The 18,039-nt window shown below is 56.3% G+C and carries 16 protein-coding genes; 11 read left to right on the top strand and 5 right to left on the bottom strand.

Going from position 1 to position 18,039, the window contains the following annotated elements; translation table 11 throughout:
- Positions 1 to 28 precede the first annotated feature (28 nt).
- The 6 genes from ileS (at position 29) to SK62_RS17610 (ending at position 6,337) form a co-directional block, all read left to right on the top strand.
- Positions 29 to 2,845, top strand: a complete 2,817-nt coding sequence (ileS, locus tag SK62_RS17635; protein WP_017383815.1) for an isoleucine--tRNA ligase — start codon at positions 29 to 31, stop codon at positions 2,843 to 2,845.
- The gene (gene lspA, locus SK62_RS17630; protein ID WP_003856452.1) at positions 2,845 to 3,345 is read left to right on the top strand and encodes a signal peptidase II; all 501 of its coding nucleotides are present in this window, start codon (positions 2,845 to 2,847) and stop codon (positions 3,343 to 3,345) included. The genes ileS and lspA overlap by 1 nt, the downstream gene beginning before the upstream one ends.
- Positions 3,346 to 3,461: 116 nt before the next feature.
- On the top strand, positions 3,462 to 3,911 hold the full coding sequence (gene fkpB / locus SK62_RS17625; protein WP_015572634.1) for an FKBP-type peptidyl-prolyl cis-trans isomerase: 450 nt from the start codon (positions 3,462 to 3,464) through the stop codon (positions 3,909 to 3,911).
- Position 3,912: 1 nt separating this feature from the next.
- Positions 3,913 to 4,863, top strand: coding sequence for a 4-hydroxy-3-methylbut-2-enyl diphosphate reductase (gene ispH, locus SK62_RS17620; RefSeq protein WP_017383814.1), 951 nt, complete (start codon positions 3,913 to 3,915; stop codon positions 4,861 to 4,863).
- 156 nt (positions 4,864 to 5,019) lie between these two features.
- Complete coding sequence (locus tag SK62_RS17615) at positions 5,020 to 5,574, top strand: glucose-6-phosphate isomerase family protein (RefSeq protein ID WP_032652534.1); 555 nt, start codon at positions 5,020 to 5,022, stop codon at positions 5,572 to 5,574.
- Entirely contained in the window at positions 5,567 to 6,337 is a 771-nt protein-coding gene (locus SK62_RS17610; RefSeq protein ID WP_047718831.1) for a glucose-6-phosphate isomerase family protein, read from the top strand. Before SK62_RS17615 ends, SK62_RS17610 begins: the two co-directional genes overlap by 8 nt.
- 27 nt (positions 6,338 to 6,364) lie before the next feature.
- On the opposite strand, the gene SK62_RS17605 is transcribed toward SK62_RS17610, so the two are convergent.
- The 5 genes from SK62_RS17605 to SK62_RS17585 are packed head-to-tail and all read right to left on the bottom strand — an operon-like array spanning position 6,365 to position 10,669.
- Positions 6,365 to 7,183 carry a PTS system mannose/fructose/sorbose family transporter subunit IID gene (locus SK62_RS17605; protein ID WP_015572637.1) on the bottom strand — a complete coding sequence of 273 codons (819 nt, stop codon included), beginning with the start codon at positions 7,181 to 7,183 and terminating at the stop codon, positions 6,365 to 6,367.
- Positions 7,183 to 7,980: a PTS mannose/fructose/sorbose/N-acetylgalactosamine transporter subunit IIC gene (locus SK62_RS17600; protein WP_047718828.1), complete on the bottom strand. Its 798-nt coding sequence runs from the start codon at positions 7,978 to 7,980 to the stop codon at positions 7,183 to 7,185. The genes SK62_RS17605 and SK62_RS17600 overlap by 1 nt, the downstream gene beginning before the upstream one ends.
- A 10-nt stretch (positions 7,981 to 7,990) precedes the next feature.
- Positions 7,991 to 8,485 (bottom strand): PTS sugar transporter subunit IIB, encoded by a 495-nt coding sequence (locus SK62_RS17595; RefSeq protein ID WP_015572639.1) that lies wholly within the window; start codon positions 8,483 to 8,485, stop codon positions 7,991 to 7,993.
- A 10-nt stretch (positions 8,486 to 8,495) separates the two neighbouring features.
- Positions 8,496 to 8,924, bottom strand: coding sequence for a PTS sugar transporter subunit IIA (locus SK62_RS17590; RefSeq protein ID WP_017383812.1), 429 nt, complete (start codon positions 8,922 to 8,924; stop codon positions 8,496 to 8,498).
- Between the two features lie 2 nt (positions 8,925 to 8,926).
- The gene (locus SK62_RS17585; protein ID WP_048249767.1) at positions 8,927 to 10,669 is read right to left on the bottom strand and encodes a class I mannose-6-phosphate isomerase; all 1,743 of its coding nucleotides are present in this window, start codon (positions 10,667 to 10,669) and stop codon (positions 8,927 to 8,929) included.
- Between the two features lie 187 nt (positions 10,670 to 10,856).
- Between SK62_RS17585 and SK62_RS17580 the strand changes: the two genes are divergently transcribed.
- The 5 genes from SK62_RS17580 to SK62_RS17560 all read left to right on the top strand — a co-directional run bounded on the left by SK62_RS17580 (position 10,857) and on the right by SK62_RS17560 (position 18,038).
- Positions 10,857 to 11,864 carry a LacI family DNA-binding transcriptional regulator gene (locus SK62_RS17580; RefSeq protein ID WP_015572642.1) on the top strand — a complete coding sequence of 336 codons (1,008 nt, stop codon included), beginning with the start codon at positions 10,857 to 10,859 and terminating at the stop codon, positions 11,862 to 11,864.
- A gap of 132 nt (positions 11,865 to 11,996) precedes the next feature.
- On the top strand, positions 11,997 to 12,818 hold the full coding sequence (gene dapB / locus SK62_RS17575; protein ID WP_032620890.1) for a 4-hydroxy-tetrahydrodipicolinate reductase: 822 nt from the start codon (positions 11,997 to 11,999) through the stop codon (positions 12,816 to 12,818).
- 454 nt (positions 12,819 to 13,272) lie between these two features.
- Positions 13,273 to 14,421, top strand: coding sequence for a glutamine-hydrolyzing carbamoyl-phosphate synthase small subunit (gene carA, locus SK62_RS17570; RefSeq protein ID WP_023295905.1), 1,149 nt, complete (start codon positions 13,273 to 13,275; stop codon positions 14,419 to 14,421).
- An 18-nt stretch (positions 14,422 to 14,439) separates the two neighbouring features.
- Positions 14,440 to 17,664 (top strand): carbamoyl-phosphate synthase large subunit, encoded by a 3,225-nt coding sequence (gene carB / locus SK62_RS17565; RefSeq protein ID WP_023295906.1) that lies wholly within the window; start codon positions 14,440 to 14,442, stop codon positions 17,662 to 17,664.
- A gap of 140 nt (positions 17,665 to 17,804) precedes the next feature.
- On the top strand, positions 17,805 to 18,038 hold the full coding sequence (locus SK62_RS17560) for a YgdI/YgdR family lipoprotein (RefSeq protein ID WP_003856439.1): 234 nt from the start codon (positions 17,805 to 17,807) through the stop codon (positions 18,036 to 18,038).
- Position 18,039: the final 1 nt, after the last annotated feature.

Raw genomic sequence — 18,039 nt, 5'->3', positions numbered from 1 at the left:
ACGTGATAAATACGGAACCGAGAATCTGATGAGTGACTATAAATCAACCCTGAATTTGCCGGAAACAGGGTTCCCGATGCGCGGCGATCTCGCCAAGCGTGAACCGGGAATGCTGGCGCGTTGGACCGATGATGACCTGTACGGCATCATTCGTGCAGCCAAAAAAGGCAAAAAAACCTTCATTCTGCATGATGGCCCTCCATATGCGAATGGCAGCATTCATATTGGTCACTCTGTAAACAAGATTCTGAAAGACATTATCGTGAAGTCCAAAGGACTCGCGGGATATGACTCGCCTTACGTTCCGGGCTGGGACTGCCATGGTCTGCCAATCGAGCTGAAAGTTGAGCAAGAGTACGGTAAGCCGGGTGAGAAGTTCACCGCCGCAGAATTCCGCGCGAAATGCCGCGAATACGCTGCCACCCAGGTTGACGGTCAGCGCGCTGACTTCATCCGTCTGGGCGTATTGGGCGACTGGTCGCACCCGTACCTGACCATGGACTTCAAAACCGAAGCCAACATCATCCGTGCGCTGGGTAAAATCATCGGCAACGGTCACCTGCACAAAGGCGCGAAGCCGGTGCACTGGTGCGTCGACTGCCGCTCTGCGCTGGCAGAAGCGGAAGTGGAGTATTACGACAAAACCTCGCCTTCTATCGACGTGGCCTTCGAAGCGGTCGATCAGGATGCGATCAAAGCTAAATTTGGTCTGCCTGGCGTAAGCGGCCCGATCTCTCTGGTGATCTGGACCACCACCCCGTGGACGCTGCCTGCTAACCGCGCGATCTCCCTCTCTGGCGAGTTTGAGTATGCGCTGGTGCAGATTGATGGCCGTGCGGTTATCCTGGCGAAAGACCTGGTCGAAAGCGTGCTGAAACGCGCGAACATCACCGATTACACCGTGCTGGGCACCGTAAAAGGTGACGCGCTGGAACTGATGCGCTTCAAACACCCGTTCCTGGACTTCGACGTTCCGGCGATCCTGGGCGACCACGTCACGCTGGACGCGGGTACCGGTGCGGTGCATACCGCCGGTGGCCACGGTCCTGACGACTACAACATCAGCCTGAAATATGGTCTGGAAATCGCTAACCCGGTTGGTCCGGACGGCTCTTACCTGCCAGGCACGTACCCGGCGCTGGACGGCATCAACGTCTTTAAAGCTAACGACATCATCGTTGACATGCTGCGCACCAGCGGCGCGCTGCTGCACGTTGAGAAAATGCAGCACAGCTATCCGTGCTGCTGGCGTCACAAGACCCCGATCATCTTCCGTGCGACCCCGCAGTGGTTCATCAGCATGGATCAGAAAGGCCTGCGCGCCCAGTCTCTGAAAGAGATCAAAGGCGTGCAGTGGATCCCTGACTGGGGCCAGGCGCGTATCGAATCCATGGTGGCTAACCGTCCTGACTGGTGTATCTCCCGTCAGCGCACCTGGGGCGTGCCGATGTCTCTGTTCGTACATAAAGAGACGCAGGAGCTGCACCCGAACACTCTGGAACTGATGGAAGAAGTGGCGAAGCGCGTCGAAGTTGACGGCATTCAGGCGTGGTGGGATCTCGACGCCCGCGACATCCTGGGCGCTGACGCAGACAGCTACGAGAAAGTGCCGGATACCCTGGACGTGTGGTTCGATTCCGGGTCTACCCACTCCTCCGTGGTTGATGTGCGTCCGGAGTTTGCTGGTCACGCTGCCGATATGTATCTGGAAGGGTCTGACCAACACCGCGGCTGGTTCATGTCATCGCTGATGATCTCCACCGCCATGAAGGGTAAAGCACCTTACCGCCAGGTATTGACCCACGGCTTCACCGTGGATGGTCAGGGCCGTAAGATGTCCAAATCTATCGGTAACACCGTTTCTCCGCAGGACGTGATGAACAAACTGGGCGCGGACATTCTGCGTCTGTGGGTGGCCTCTACCGACTACACCGGCGAAATGGCGGTCTCTGATGAGATCCTGAAACGTGCTGCTGACAGCTATCGTCGTATTCGTAACACCGCGCGCTTCCTGCTGGCGAACCTGAACGGGTTCGATCCGGTGAAAGACATGGTGAAGCCGGAAGAGATGGTTGTGCTCGATCGCTGGGCGGTAGGCTGCGCGAAAGCGGCGCAGGAAGATATTCTTAAAGCCTATGAGTCTTACGACTTCCACGAAGTGGTGCAGCGCCTGATGCGCTTCTGCTCCATCGAGATGGGCTCGTTCTACCTCGACATCATCAAAGACCGCCAGTACACCGCGAAAGCGGACAGCGTGGCGCGTCGTAGCTGCCAGACTGCGCTGTTCCACATCGCAGAGGCGCTGGTACGCTGGATGGCGCCGATCATGTCCTTCACCGCGGATGAAATCTGGGGTTACCTGCCGGGCGAACGCGAGAAGTATGTCTTCACCGGCGAGTGGTACGAAGGTCTGTTCGACCTCTCCAGCACTGAAGCAATGAACGATGCCTACTGGGACGAGCTGCTGAAAGTGCGTGGCGAAGTGAATAAGGTTATCGAGCAGGCGCGCGCTGACAAGAAAGTCGGTGGTTCGCTGGAAGCGACCGTGACCCTGTACGCCGAACCGGAGCTGGCGGCCAAACTGACCGCGCTGGGCGATGAATTACGATTTGTCCTGTTGACCTCCGGTGCGAAAGTTGCGGATTATGCCGAAGCTACTGCTGATGCTCAGCAGAGTGAACTGCTCAAAGGACTGAAGGTCGCACTGAGCAAAGCCGACGGTGAAAAATGCCCGCGTTGCTGGCATTACACCACTGATGTCGGTCAGGTGGCGGAACACGCAGACATCTGCGGACGCTGTGTAAGCAACGTCGCCGGTGACGGCGAAAAACGTAAGTTTGCCTGATGAGTAAAACTCTCTGTTCAACAGGACTGCGCTGGCTGTGGCTGGTGGTGGTGGTGCTGATTATTGATTTGGGCAGCAAGTTCCTGATCCTCCAGAATTTCGCTCTGGGGGATACGGTCCCGCTGTTTCCGTCGCTTAACCTGCACTATGCCCGCAACTATGGTGCGGCGTTTAGTTTCCTTGCCGACAGCGGTGGCTGGCAGCGCTGGTTCTTCGCGGGTATCGCTATCGGTATCTGCGTCGTGCTGGCGGTGCTGATGTACCGCTCAAAGGCCACGCAAAAGCTGAATAATATCGCCTACGCGCTGATCATTGGCGGCGCGCTGGGTAACCTGTTTGACCGCCTGTGGCACGGCTTTGTGGTCGATATGATCGACTTCTACGTTGGCGACTGGCACTTCGCGACCTTTAACCTCGCCGATAGCGCAATATGCGTTGGTGCGGCGTTAATCGTGCTGGAAGGCTTCTTGCCTAAACCGGCCGCGAAAGAGCAGGCGTAACAAAACCAGCCGGGTGACGCGTAGCGATCCCGGCCTACAGAATTTGTGGCCCCCGTAGGCCCGGTAAGCGTAGCGCCACCGGGCAACAGGTGACCCAAAACAAGCGAGCAATTTGCATGTCTAAATCCGTACAGAGCAACAGCGCGGTTCTCGTTCATTTCACGCTGAAGCTGGATGACGGCTCCACGGCCGAATCCACCCGCAACAATGGCAAACCGGCGCTGTTTCGTCTGGGTGACACCTCCCTGTCTGAAGGCCTTGAGCAGCAGCTTCTGGGTCTGAAAGAGGGCGAGAAAAAAGCGTTTTCGCTGGAGCCGGATGCGGCATTTGGCGTGCCAAGCCCGGACCTGATCCAGTATTTCTCGCGTCGTGAGTTTATGGATGCGGGTGAACCAGAAATCGGGGCGATTATGCTCTTTACCGCTATGGACGGCAGCGAAATGCCTGGCGTGATCCGAGAAATCAACGGCGATTCTATCACCGTCGATTTCAACCATCCGCTTGCCGGGCGTACCGTTCATTTTGATGTCGAAGTGCTGGAGATCGATCCGGCACTGGAGGAGTAAAATGCAGATCCTGTTGGCTAACCCGCGCGGCTTCTGCGCCGGTGTAGACCGCGCTATCAGCATTGTTGAAAACGCGCTGGAGATTTACGGCGCGCCGATTTACGTGCGTCACGAAGTGGTGCACAACCGTTACGTGGTCGACAGCCTGCGCGAGCGCGGTGCGATTTTTATCGAGCAGATCAGCGAAGTGCCGGACGGCGCAATCCTCATCTTCTCCGCGCACGGCGTCTCTCAGGCGGTACGCAACGAGGCGAAAAGCCGCGATCTGACCGTATTCGATGCCACCTGTCCGTTAGTGACAAAAGTGCATATGGAAGTGGCGCGCGCCAGCCGTCGTGGTGAAGAGTCAATTCTGATTGGTCACGCCGGTCACCCGGAAGTTGAAGGCACCATGGGCCAGTACAGCAACCCGGAAGGGGGCATGTATCTGGTTGAGTCACCGGAAGATGTCTTTACGCTGGACGTGAAAAACGAAGCCCGTCTGTCGTTTATGACCCAGACGACGCTTTCCGTAGACGACACCTCAGACGTGATTGACGCCCTGCGCCAGCGCTTCCCGAAAATCGTCGGGCCGCGCAAAGATGATATCTGCTATGCAACCACCAACCGTCAGGAAGCCGTACGCGCCCTGGCTGAACAGGCGGATGTGGTGCTGGTGGTCGGCTCGAAAAACTCCTCTAACTCCAACCGACTGGCCGAACTGGCGCAGCGTATGGGGAAAGCAGCTTTTCTGATCGACGACGCAACGGACATTCAGGAAGCGTGGGTGAAAAACGCGGCCTGCGTCGGTGTTACCGCAGGCGCTTCAGCGCCGGATATCCTGGTGCAAAACGTCATTGCCCGCCTGCAAGAGCTGGGCGGTGGCGAAGCGGTGCCGCTGGAAGGCCGTGAAGAGAACATTGTCTTCGAAGTGCCGAAAGAGCTGCGAATCGACGCCCGCGAAGTGGAATAATGTCCTCTCAATCTTCAAAATGCCGGTGGCGAAAGCCTCCGGCATTTTTGTTTCTGGTTAACTGTGATTCACCATCAATATTGACGCTTTTATCACTAGGTTAATCGTTTAATCTGCCATCATGATATTGCTGTTCTCCTCGGGCCGGAGAGCGATATGAATTCAGACATCTTTATGCCACCTCAGTTGACGTGGGCTACCGGCGCGCTAGCCGGCGGGCCGCTTATCCGCAAAACGACTCGTCTTGCGGATCTTCCTGGGATCTTCGCAGACGGCGAGGCGTGGAAGTGCGGCAATCCTCAAAAAAGTGTGTATGACGTAGACGTACTGGGCTCGCCCGTAGGGGAAGGGGCACTCTTCGTTGGGGTAACTCACCTGCGTGCGGGTAACGTGGGCGATGAGTTCTTTATGACTCGCGGTCATTTTCATCAGCGCCGCGAACAGGGGGAGGTCTATTTTGGCCTGCGCGGATGTGGCTTGTTGCTGCTGCAAACGGAGGCGGGCGACGCGCGGCTTGAGCAGGTGACGGCTGGCTCCGTGCATATTATTCCTCCTTTTACAGCGCATCGTTTGATTAACACTGGCAACGAGACGCTATCCTCCCTTGCCGTCTGGCCGAGCATTGCGGGACACGACTATGCGGCGCTGGCAGAGGGCTTCACCCTGCGGATCTTTGCCTCCGGGGAAGGTTACGAGGTGCGCCATGGCTAACTATGGCCTTGATATGACCATCAACCGTCAGCCGCTCGGTTTTTGCTACGGAGAGGATGTTACCGGGCCGATGCCGGAGATCAGAACGCTGGATCAGATCCGCCCGTCGCTGCGCAATCCGGACTGCGAAGGGCCTGAACAGGTATATGCCATCGCGATGGACGTGGCGCGTCTGGCGGACAGGCCGGAGCTCGAAAAACGCATGCTGCTTTTTGGTGTGGTCACCTACGCGGCAGGCACGCTTGGCGATGAGCCGGTCCGCAGCCAGGGACATGTTCACCGTATTAGCCAGCACAGCGGATGGTCGCCCCCTGAGCTGTACGAAATCTGGCAGGGTAAAGCGATTATCTACATGCAGGAGTATGTGGACGACGATCCGGGACGTTGTTTTGCGGTACTCGCGGGGCCGGGTGAAAAGGTACTGGTCCCTCCCGGATGGGGCCATGCGACGATTTCGGCCTCGCCCAATGAGCCGCTGACGTTTGGTGCGTGGTGCGATCGGGAATATGGCTTTGAGTATGAGGCCGTTCGTGCGCGAAAAGGTCTGGCCTGGTATCCCTTAGTTCAGGATAATCATATTGTCTGGCAGCATAACAGTCACTACAGACCAGGGCGCTTGCAGATGATTATGCCGAGAAGTTATCCGGAATTCGGCATTACTGATGCGCCTGTTTATCAGCAGTTTATTGATGACCCCGCACGGTTCCAGTTTATTTCGCGTCCGGATAAAGTCGCAGAACTGTGGAATAACTTCCATCCATAAAGAAGCCGGGGCATTGCCCCGGTTTTCTTATCCTGCAAACAAACCGGACGCCACGCCAAGCGCTGCCAGTATAAGCAGCAATATCATGGCTTTTACCGGCGACACGCCGCGTTTTGCCATCAGATACCAGGTCCCCAGCACCACCGCCAGCGGAAGCAGCTGCGGGAAAATACCGTCCAGCATCTGCTGAACGTGAATGTTAACCCCGTCCCGGGTGATGAACTCCAGCCCGGTGCCGAGCTTCACGTAGCTGGCCGCCACGCCGCCCATGACAAATACGCCCAGTAGCGAGAGCGCTTCCCGTAGCCGGGTAGATTTGCTGCTGACCAGCATCTCCACGGAGCCTGATCCCATCTGGTAGCCTTTGAGAAACAGGAACCAGGAGCCAGGGATAATGATGGCCAGCCAGGCAACGGTATAAAACAGTGGACCGAGGATATTTCCGCCTGCCGCCAGCGCCATCCCAATGCTAAGCAGGATCGGGATCAGCATGCCGGGGATCATCGAATCGCCGATCCCGGCAATTGGCCCCATCAGGCCTACCTTCAGGGTATTTATGGTTTCACCGTCAATCGGCTCGCCGTTGGCTTTTTTCTCCTCCAGCCCCAGCGCCATACCGTTAACGATCGCGCCAATCTGTGGCTCCGTGTTGTAGAACGACGCGTGACGGCGCAGCATCTCGGTACGTTGTACCGGGTCGGGATAGAGCTTTTTTGCGACCGGCAGCATGCTCAGGCAAAAGCCGAAGGATTCTAGGCGTTCAAAGCTCATTGAGGAGAGGTTGTGCATCATCCACGCTCGCCAGCAGCGGCGCAGATCCTTGCGGGTGAGTTTACGTTCTTCCATCAGAATTCATCCTCGTCGTCAGGGACAGGTGCTGAAGCCACGGCCTGCGGTGCCTCGGGTTTATAGTTGTAATGAATCAGTGCCAGCAGGGCGCCCACGATCACCAGCGCGACCATATTGAGTTTCAGGAAAACGATGCAAACGAAGCCCACCAGAAAGTAGATGAGCATGGTATAGCTTTTGATGATCTGCTTAAGCAGGATGGCAATACCGACGGCGGGCAAGATGCCGCCCAGCACATTCATGGTGGAGAGGACGATGTGCGGCAGGCTGTCCATAAACCCGCTAATGTACTGTGCGCCAAAAAAGACGGCGATAAAGGTAGGCACAAAGCGCAGCACAAAATTCATCGCCTGCGGCCAGATGGCGCTGTTGAGGTAGATCCCGCGCTCGTCGCCGTTCTCCAGCGCCACATCCGCACGATGGTTCCAGAAGGAGTTCAGCACCATCATCGCATTGAAGAGAATGGTTCCGGCGATCCCAATAGTCGCCGCCAGCGCGACGGCAACCTCAGGTCCTTTGCCGGAAAGTAATCCCAGTGCAATGGCCGGATAAGCCACAAAGTTTAAATCTGCTGGCATCGAGCCGCCGGGTGTCACCATTGCGATATAAACCGCCTGCACCGCTACGCCAATCATAATCCCGGTTTTGATATCGCCCAGGATCAGGCCAACCAGCATCCCGGAAATGAGCGGTCGGGAGATGAGATACCAGCCGCCCGTCAGCCCTAAAAGCCACGGACTACTGAGTGCGCCCAGATAACACAGCAGGCCAATTAAAGCCGCTTCGATAATCATGATCTGCTCCTTATTTCAGCTTTTGTCTGGCATCCTGCCAGGTATAAAAACTGGCATCGGGAACCAGGCGGAATTCAATCGCGTGTCCCTGCCCGGTCAGCCACTCGAACGCCGCCGCTTCATCCTGGGTTACCGATTGATTCGGGCCGATGGTGATCGTGTTAGCCCGGGCGCTCATCGGGCCCACGTTAATTTTTCCATTGCTGTTTTTCAGGCTAATGCCCGCCTGCTCAATGCGCTGTAGCGTGAGTGGAGATTTGCCAATCACGAAATAGCGCTTTTCGCTGGCAATCACTTTTGGCAGTTTTTCGATCGCGGTTGCCGTATCGAACAGCCACACTTTAGTATCTGATACGGCTCCTTTCATGACCGACGATAACAGCGGATCGGCCGCAACGGCATCGTCAATGGCAACGATGCCGTCGCAGGGCAGCTCCCTGGCCCAGCGTGTAATGAGCTGCCCGTGGATCACGCGATCGTCAATGCGTACAAAAGAAATACTCATATGCGGCTCCTTAAAAATCGTCTGTCTGTGCAGTATCTGCCGGTTTCGCCTGTACCAGCGTCGGCAGAGTAAGTTCGATAAGCTGCCCGGCAGCCTGATGAACATCGCGAGCCATCATCACCTCATCGGTTTGCAGCAGCATCGGGAAGTTGACTCCAGCCACCACGGCGACCGGCGGCTGCGTATGTGGGTTAAACGCGGCCTCACAGGCCACGTTCCACGGCGTGCCGCTTTGCATGTCGCACAGCACCAGCACGCCGTCAGCGTTGACGCTTGCCGCTTCCAGTGTGGAGATGAAATCCTGCCGGAAGCCCTCTATTCCCGCCTGTTCGGTCAGACAAATGGCGTGTACGCCGGGGAGCTCGCCGTATACCATCCGGCCGCTCTCCAGCAGCGCGGCGGCTAACGGCCCATGAGTGGCGACAATAAAATGAATCATCGTTAGCTCCTTACCCAGGCTTTGATAGTCGCGAGGGGGTGTCCGGAAGCACGGGCTGAAGGTGAAATGCGATAGTCACCTACGCTTGCCGGAATGATGAAGGTTTCGGCGTAATGGACGGTAAACGGCTCAAATGCACCGGTTGGGCTGTCGACAATTGCTTCGTCGCCCTCTACCAGATTCAGCACGTTCACGCCGCCGCCGGTGTGGTGCAAAACGGGTTCGCTAAACCAGTGGCGGCGGGTTTCGATAAATTCACGCTCGTGCAGGCCAGTACGCTCTTCACGCCAGCCGTTTCCTTCCGCGACAGGTTCGAACTGATTCACCAGATGCTGATGAACCCACTGTGCGTCGCGCTGCCAGTCGATCACCTTTTCACCGTGCTCCAGGTGTACCGGGCGCGGCAGCCCGTCCAGGCCCAGGCGGCCCCAGTCCCACAGTTTGAAGGTGAAAATATACGGCGTAGCGCTGATCTCCAGCACCATGGTTCCCGCGCCGGAGCAGTGCACCGTCCCAGCCGGGATCAGGAAATGATCGTGCTTTTTTGCCGGGATCTGATTAACGAAGCGGTCGTCATCAAACGGTTTTTCACCGCGACCCGCGCGCCTGAGATCGTCCATCATGGCCTCAGGGTCTGTGCCGGTTTTGGTCCCCAGATAGACGACGGCACCCGGCTCCGCTTCCAGAATGTAATAACTCTCATCCTGGGTATAGTGCATCCCAAACTGCTGCTGGATGTACTCGGTAATGGGGTGGACCTGGAAGCTCAGATTCTGGCCACCCATGGTGTCGAGGAAGTCAAAACGGATCGGGAATTCCGCGCCGAAACGTGCGTGAACTTTCTCGCCCAGCAGAGCACGGGGCTCAAGCAAAACCAGATCCTGAGAGGGGATCTCGATCCGCACTGCGCCAAAACGCAGTAACAGGCTGTTCTCCTCGGGCACGCAGTCAAAACACCACGCGTAATTGGGTGCAGAGGGATCGAGATCGAATTGCTGTTTCATCCGCTGGCCGCCCCAGACGCCAGGATCGAAAAAGGGCGCCACGCGGAAAGGCTGGGTGGTAGTTTGCTTCAGCCCGGCTCGCAGGGCCTCGCCGCTGACCATCGCGGGCTGGTTCGTCTGGGTTGTATCCAGTAAAAAATCGGTGCGCCTGAGCAGCGGTGTTTTGTGGCGATCGAAGACGCGCCATTCGACAAAAAAGGCGCGCTTGTAGCGACGAAGCATATCTTCCTGCTGATTATCTGCGCCCCAGTTCCCAGTCTCACCCCGGCGCATACGCTGCTGGATCTCCCAGCGCGGCAGATCGGCATACACCAGCACATCACCCGGATGGACAAGCGTCGCACCGGGACCGTAGATCACAATCAGCCCCCCAGAACACTGGCTCACCCGAACCTGCAACGCCTCCAGACGCGCGGGATCGAAAAACTCTCCAAGCTGGTGGCAGGAGAGAACGCCAAAGACGCGATCGTCTGTGAGGTTGCGTGCCAGCATCTCATGAATGGCACACTCATCCCGTCGCGCCTGTTCAGCATTGATCGCCAGCGTCGGGCGTAGACGCGGCAGCACGTTCTCTTCAAGCTCGGTCATGCGCACGCCCGGATAGCAGTCAATCACCAGTACCGTGCGGCTGCGCTGTTGGGTTTGTGACTCAAGAACGCGGGTTATTGCTTCCCAGCCTTGCCAGGCGCTGTCATCAAAACCCTGTATCGCCACCGTGGGGAATTTGTCGTAGGTTGTCATTGTATCCTCCGTAATCGTTATTTAAGGTTATTCGATTAACCGTATTTGAGAAGAGTGGTTAACGCGATTAACCCGCCATAAATGCGAATCGAATCCAGAACAACACCGGTAATGTGAAGAGTCTCACAGGGAAAAATGCAAAAAACAGGTTATTCGATTAACCTGTAGTGATGATGAAGGAGACAACATGACGGGAATTACACTGGCCGATGTCGCGAAACGCGCCGGCGTGTCAACGGCGACGGTCTCAATGGTGCTCTGCAACAAAGGCCGCATTTCGCAAAGCACGCGCGAACGTGTGCTTAAGGCGCTGGATGAATCCGGCTATGTCTATAACCAGACGGCAGCCAATTTACGTAACCGCAGCAGTAACCAGGTCGGGCTGCTCTTGCACGATATCACCAACCCTTTTTATAGCGAGATGACGGCAGGGCTAAGTCATGAAATGGAGCGCCACGAGCTGATGCTTTTTCTGGCGAATAGCGAGGAATCGGCAGAGCGACAGCAAAAATTTGTTGATTCACTGATGCGTAATAACGTCGGCGGTATGGTGCTGTGTGCGGCTCGGGAAACGCCCCAGGCCTTTTTTGAGGGTCTGAAGCGGCGCAATATTCCGGCTATCATGGTTGTGCGCCCGCTGAACGATCCGGATTTTGATTTTGTCGGAACGGATAACTTCTTAGGCACGCAGATGGCGACGGAGCATCTGCTCAGAATGGGCCATCGGCACATTGCGTTCATTGGAGGGAGTCAGAATTCGGGCTCTCGGGCGCAGCGTATCGGGGGCTTTACCAGCAAGCTGCTGGAATACGGCGTGACGCCGAATCCTGCCTGGATCAGAACCTCACACGCCAGCCAAAGCGACGGCGCGCGCGTGGCAGAGGCGTTACTTCTCGAGCATCCACACATCAGTGCGGCAATTTGCTATCAGGATGTTGTGGCGCTGGGGGTGATGCAAAGCTTACGCAAGATGGGCCGTGAGCCGGGACGTGATTTTGCGCTGGTCGGTTTCGATGATATTACCGAAGCGGCTCTGGTGCAGCCCGCATTGACCACCGTATCGGTGGCGGCGAAAGAGATTGGTCGTAAGGCAGGGGAGTTACTTTACAGCCGCATACAGGGCAACGACGAACCCGCCAAACGAATCATTCTGCCGCCTGCGCTGGTGGTGCGGGAATCATGCGGTTTTCGCTGACGATCATGTCTTTCACTGATATCTCACCCTGTTTATCATTAAATTCTAATTATCGGCGTTTTCTGTGGCAGCCTGTGCAAAGGCTGGTTAATCTGAAAACGATTTACATCATTTTAACGTAAGAGAATAACTATGCATGATGCACAGATCCGCGTCGCCATTGCGGGCGCGGGTGGACGTATGGGCCGTCAGCTGATTCAGGCGGCACTACAGATGGATGGCGTGGCGCTTGGCGCGGCGCTGGAGCGTGAAGGTTCATCGCTTTTGGGAGCCGATGCAGGCGAGCTGGCAGGCGCAGGTCAGACGGGCGTTACCGTGCAGAGCAGCCTTGAGGCGGTGAAAGAAGACTTTGACGTGTTTATCGATTTTACCCGCCCTGAAGGCACGTTGGCTCACCTGGCGTTTTGCCGTCAGCACGGTAAAGGGATGGTGATTGGCACCACCGGTTTTGACGAGGTCGGTAAGCAAGCCATTCAGGATGCGTCCACTGAGATTGCGATTGTCTTTGCGGCAAACTTTAGCGTGGGGGTAAACGTCATGCTGAAACTGCTGGAGAAGGCGGCGAAGGTGATGGGCGACTACACCGACATTGAAATCGTCGAAGCGCACCATCGCCACAAAGTCGATGCTCCGTCAGGCACGGCGCTGGCAATGGGCGAAGCGATTGCGTGTGCAATGGATAAAGATTTGAAAGACATCGCGGTCTATTCTCGCGAAGGCCACACTGGCGAGCGCGTGCCTGGCACCATTGGGTTTGCCACCGTTCGCGCGGGTGATATCGTCGGTGAACATACCGCTATGTTCGCCGATATTGGCGAAAGGATCGAAATCACTCATAAAGCATCCAGCCGCATGACATTTGCAAACGGGGCGGTACGTTCGGGATTGTGGCTGAAAGGTAAGCGTAATGGTCTTTTTGATATGCGAGATGTCCTCGAACTCAACAATTTGTAAGCATTATTACCCTTCGTGATGTGGTTATTGCAGTCGTAATTACTTGATTGCATAGGGCAATATTTTATTGCCCTTTTATTTTGTCTGTTTGGTATGTTTATTGTGTCTAACTGATTTAAAGTAAGTATTTTCTCGATAATTTCTGTTGCTGAACTGTAAATTTTGACCATTTGGTCCACTTTTTATTCCTGCAAGACGTTCCTTTCTATTAAACTGCATGCGCAAGCGGTTTCCACAGTGATTTAGTTGATCTTTTTGCCGCTTAATCTGATTTCAGACCGCCAGGCTTGCAAAAGAATATACAAAACTCCCGTTTTAAGTTGACTTTTACATGGCAAATCCCCAGAATGCCGCCGTTTGCCAAAAATCCGCTGGCAACACATTTGCATTGATCCATGACATGGTTATGAATTAATATGCAAATAAAGTGAGTGAATATTCTCTGGAGGGTGTTTTGATTAAGTCAGCGCTATTGGTTCTGGAAGACGGAACCCAGTTTATCGGTCGGGCCATAGGGGCAACGGGTTCGGCGGTTGGGGAAGTCGTTTTCAATACTTCAATGACCGGTTATCAAGAAATCCTCACTGATCCTTCCTATTCTCGCCAAATCGTTACTCTTACTTATCCTCATATCGGCAATGTCGGCACCAATGCGGCTGACGAAGAATCCTCTCAGGTACATGCGCAAGGCCTGGTCATTCGCGACCTGCCGCTGATTGCCAGCAACTTCCGCAACACCGAAGACCTCTCTTCTTACCTGAAGCGCCACAACATTGTGGCGATTGCCGATATCGATACCCGTAAGCTGACGCGTCTGCTGCGCGAGAAGGGTGCACAAAACGGTTGTATCATCGCAGGGGATAACCTCGATGCGACGCTGGCGCTGGAAAAAGCGAAAGCCTTCCCGGGACTGAACGGTATGGACCTGGCGAAAGAAGTGACCACCGCTGAAGCCTACAGCTGGACGCAGGGAAGCTGGACGCTGGAAGGCGACCTGCCGGAAGCGAAACCGGAAAGCGAGCTGCCGTTCCACGTGGTGGCCTACGATTTTGGCGCCAAGCGCAACATCCTGCGTATGCTGGTTGACCGTGGCTGCCGCCTGACGGTGGTTCCGGCGAAAACCTCTGCTGAAGATGTTCTGAAGATGAACCCGGACGGCATCTTCCTCTCTAACGGTCCTGGCGACCCGGCGCCGTGCGACTACGCTATCGACGCCATCAAGTCCTTCCTTGAAACCGACATCCCAGTATTCGGCATCTGTCTCGGCCATCAGCTGCTGGCGCTGGCGAGCGGAGCGAACACCGTCAAGATGAAGTTTGGCCACCACGGTGGTAACCACCCGGTGAAAGATATCGACAACAACACGGTGATGATCACCGCGCAGAACCACGGCTTCGCTGTGGATGAAGCGACGATGCCAGCTAACCTGCGCGTGACGCATAAGTCACTGTTCGATGGTACCTTGCAGGGTATCCATCGCACCGATAAGCCTGCGTTCAGCTTCCAGGGCCACCCTGAAGCCAGCCCGGGCCCACACGATGCCGCGCCGCTGTTCGATCACTTCATCGAACTTATCGAGCAATACCGTAAGACCGCTAAATAATCAGGAGCTGAGAAGACCATGCCAAAACGTACAGACATAAAAAGCATCCTGATTCTTGGCGCTGGCCCGATTGTCATCGGCCAGGCCTGCGAATTCGACTACTCCGGCGCGCAGGCGTGTAAAGCCCTGCGTGAAGAGGGTTACCGTGTCATCCTGGTAAACTCTAACCCGGCCACCATCATGACCGACCCGGAAATGGCGGATGCGACCTACATCGAGCCGATTCACTGGGAAGTGGTACGCAAAATTATCGAGAAAGAGCGTCCGGACGCGGTGCTGCCGACCATGGGCGGCCAGACGGCGCTGAACTGTGCGCTGGAGCTGGAGCGTCAGGGCGTGCTGGAAGAGTTCGGCGTGACCATGATCGGTGCGACCGCCGACGCGATTGATAAAGCAGAAGACCGTCGCCGCTTCGACGTGGCAATGAAAAAAATTGGCCTTGATACCGCACGTTCCGGTATCGCGCACAATATGGAAGAAGCGCTGGCCGTTGCGGCTGAAGTGGGTTATCCGTGCATCATCCGCCCTTCCTTCACCATGGGTGGCACCGGCGGCGGCATTGCCTACAACCGCGAAGAGTTTGAAGAGATTTGCGAGCGCGGCCTGGATCTCTCCCCAACCAAAGAGTTGCTGATTGATGAATCGCTGATTGGCTGGAAAGAGTACGAGATGGAAGTGGTGCGTGATAAAAACGACAACTGCATCATCGTCTGCTCCATCGAAAACTTCGACGCGATGGGGATCCACACCGGCGACTCCATCACCGTTGCGCCAGCTCAGACGCTGACCGACAAAGAGTACCAAATCATGCGTAACGCCTCGATGGCGGTACTGCGTGAAATCGGCGTGGAAACCGGCGGCTCTAACGTGCAGTTCTCGGTGAACCCGAAAACCGGCCGTCTGATTGTTATCGAAATGAACCCGCGCGTGTCCCGTTCCTCCGCACTGGCCTCCAAAGCCACCGGCTTCCCGATTGCGAAAGTGGCGGCGAAACTGGCGGTGGGTTACACCCTTGACGAGCTGATGAACGATATCACCGGTGGCCGCACGCCAGCGTCCTTCGAACCGTCCATCGACTACGTTGTGACCAAAATTCCACGCTTTAACTTCGAGAAATTCGTCGGTGCCAACGACCGTCTGACTACCCAGATGAAATCCGTTGGTGAAGTCATGGCGATTGGCCGCACGCAGCAGGAATCCCTGCAAAAAGCGCTGCGCGGCCTGGAAGTGGGCGCGACCGGCTTTGACCCGAAAGTCAGCCTGGACGACCCGGAAGCACTGACCAAAATCCGCCGCGAGCTGAAAGACGCGGGCGCAGAGCGTATCTGGTACATCGCCGATGCCTTCCGCGCGGGCCTGTCCGTCGACGGCGTATTTAACCTGACTAACATCGACCGCTGGTTCCTGGTGCAAATTGAAGAGCTGGTGCGCCTGGAAGAGAAAGTGGCGGAGCTGGGCATCAACGGCCTGGACGCAGACTTCCTGCGCATGTTGAAGCGTAAAGGCTTCGCCGATGCGCGTCTGGCTAAGCTGGCGGGCGTGCGTGAAGCGGAAATCCGCAAGCTGCGCGACCAGTACGACCTGCACCCGGTCTACAAGCGCGTGGACACCTGTGCGGCTGAATTCTCGACCGATACCGCATACATGTACTCCACCTATGAAGAGGAGTGCGAAGCGAACCCGTCCGTCGACCGCGACAAGATTATGGTGCTGGGCGGCGGTCCAAACCGTATCGGCCAGGGCATCGAGTTTGACTACTGCTGCGTACACGCCTCACTGGCGCTGCGCGAAGACGGTTACGAGACCATTATGGTCAACTGTAACCCGGAAACCGTCTCGACCGACTACGACACTTCCGACCGCCTCTACTTCGAGCCGGTCACCCTGGAAGACGTGCTGGAAATCGTGCGCATCGAGAAGCCAAAAGGCGTGATCGTGCAGTATGGCGGCCAGACTCCGCTGAAGCTGGCGCGCGCGCTGGAAGCAGCAGGTGTGCCGGTTATCGGCACCAGCCCGGATGCGATTGACCGTGCGGAAGACCGCGAGCGTTTCCAGCAGGCGGTTGACCGTCTCAAACTGAAACAGCCGGCGAACGCCACCGTGACCGCAATTGAAATGGCCGTTGAGAAAGCGAAAGAGATTGGCTACCCGCTGGTGGTGCGTCCATCCTACGTACTGGGCGGCCGCGCGATGGAAATCGTCTACGACGAAGCGGACCTGCGTCGCTACTTCCAGACGGCGGTGAGCGTTTCCAACGATGCGCCAGTGCTGCTCGACCGCTTCCTCGACGACGCGGTTGAAGTCGACGTGGATGCCATCTGCGACGGCGAAAGGGTGCTGATTGGCGGCATCATGGAGCACATCGAGCAGGCGGGCGTGCACTCCGGTGACTCCGCCTGTTCTCTGCCAGCGTACACCCTGAGCCAGGAGATTCAGGACGTGATGCGCCAGCAGGTGCAGAAGCTGGCCTTCGAGCTCCAGGTTCGCGGCCTGATGAACGTTCAGTTCGCGGTAAAAGACAACGAAGTCTATCTGATTGAAGTCAACCCGCGTGCGGCGCGTACCGTACCGTTCGTCTCCAAAGCGACCGGTATTCCGCTGGCGAAAGTGGCGGCGCGCGTGATGGCCGGCCAGACGCTGGCTCAGCAGGGCGTCACGAAAGAAATTATCCCGCCTTACTACTCGGTGAAAGAGGTGGTACTGCCGTTCAACAAATTCCCGGGCGTTGACCCGCTGTTAGGGCCAGAGATGCGCTCTACCGGGGAAGTGATGGGCGTTGGCCGTACCTTCGCAGAAGCGTTTGCGAAAGCGCAGCTGGGCAGTAGCTCCACCATGAGAAAATCTGGCCGTGCGCTGCTCTCCGTTCGCGAAGGCGATAAAGAGCGCGTGGTTGACCTGGCCGCCAAGCTGCTGAAACAGGGCTTCGAGCTGGACGCCACTCACGGTACGGCGATTGTGTTGGGTGAAGCGGGTATCAACCCGCGTCTGGTGAACAAAGTGCATGAAGGTCGTCCGCACATTCAGGACCGCATTAAGAATGGCGAGTACACCTACATCATTAACACCACCGCGGGTCGCCAGGCGATTGAAGACTCCAAACTGATTCGCCGCAGCGCGCTCCAGTACAAAGTGCATTACGACACCACCCTGAACGGCGGTTTCGCGACGGCCATGGCGCTGAATGCGGATGCCACCGAGAAGGTGATTTCGGTGCAGGAAATGCACGCTCAGATTAGCAAGTAACACACATTGCCCGGTGCCATCCGGTTACCGGGCAATTTTCCCATCTTAAGAACCTTCTGGTTTTTCATCCGCTTTCAGTCAGTTAGCCTAAAATAGTTAGGTCGATAACGAAAATTCAACTGAGAGCAAGGGAAAACACCATGCAAAATAAACTACTGATCGCTTCCGTTCTGGCTGCCACTGCAATGTTCACCGTGGCGGGCTGTTCGTCCAATCAGGCCGTAAAAACCACCGATGGCAAAACGATTGTTACTGACGGGAAACCGCAGGTGGATGACGATACCGGTCTGGTATCGTACAAAAACGCCGAAACCGGTCAAACTGAACAGATTAACCGTGACCAGGTTAAATCAATGGGCGAGCTGGATAACTAAA

The organism is Enterobacter sp. BIDMC109, from assembly GCF_001037885.1.
GTDB lineage: Bacteria > Pseudomonadota > Gammaproteobacteria > Enterobacterales > Enterobacteriaceae > Enterobacter > Enterobacter hormaechei_C.
The sequence above is the reverse complement of the archived record's forward strand: the minus strand, read 5'-3'. Positions and strand labels throughout refer to the sequence as shown.

Bases quoted from the DNA above. Each gene is read 5' to 3' on its own strand.
- fkpB (WP_015572634.1), top strand. From the start codon at position 3,462: ATGTCTAAATCCGTACAGAGCAACAGCGCGGTTCTCGTTCATTTCACG.
- SK62_RS17590 (WP_017383812.1), bottom strand. From the start codon at position 8,924: ATGATTCATTTTATTGTCGCCACTCATGGGCCGTTAGCCGCCGCGCTG.
- SK62_RS17560 (WP_003856439.1), top strand. From the start codon at position 17,805: ATGCAAAATAAACTACTGATCGCTTCCGTTCTGGCTGCCACTGCAATG.
- SK62_RS17600 (WP_047718828.1), bottom strand. From the start codon at position 7,980: ATGATTATCGAAGCGGCTTTAATTGGCCTGCTGTGTTATCTGGGCGCA.
- ileS (WP_017383815.1), top strand. From the start codon at position 29: ATGAGTGACTATAAATCAACCCTGAATTTGCCGGAAACAGGGTTCCCG.
- SK62_RS17585 (WP_048249767.1), bottom strand. From the start codon at position 10,669: ATGACAACCTACGACAAATTCCCCACGGTGGCGATACAGGGTTTTGAT.
- lspA (WP_003856452.1), top strand. From the start codon at position 2,845: ATGAGTAAAACTCTCTGTTCAACAGGACTGCGCTGGCTGTGGCTGGTG.
- SK62_RS17605 (WP_015572637.1), bottom strand. From the start codon at position 7,183: ATGGAAGAACGTAAACTCACCCGCAAGGATCTGCGCCGCTGCTGGCGA.
- dapB (WP_032620890.1), top strand. From the start codon at position 11,997: ATGCATGATGCACAGATCCGCGTCGCCATTGCGGGCGCGGGTGGACGT.
- SK62_RS17580 (WP_015572642.1), top strand. From the start codon at position 10,857: ATGACGGGAATTACACTGGCCGATGTCGCGAAACGCGCCGGCGTGTCA.
- ispH (WP_017383814.1), top strand. From the start codon at position 3,913: ATGCAGATCCTGTTGGCTAACCCGCGCGGCTTCTGCGCCGGTGTAGAC.
- SK62_RS17610 (WP_047718831.1), top strand. From the start codon at position 5,567: ATGGCTAACTATGGCCTTGATATGACCATCAACCGTCAGCCGCTCGGT.
- SK62_RS17595 (WP_015572639.1), bottom strand. From the start codon at position 8,485: ATGAGTATTTCTTTTGTACGCATTGACGATCGCGTGATCCACGGGCAG.
- carB (WP_023295906.1), top strand. From the start codon at position 14,440: ATGCCAAAACGTACAGACATAAAAAGCATCCTGATTCTTGGCGCTGGC.
- SK62_RS17615 (WP_032652534.1), top strand. From the start codon at position 5,020: ATGAATTCAGACATCTTTATGCCACCTCAGTTGACGTGGGCTACCGGC.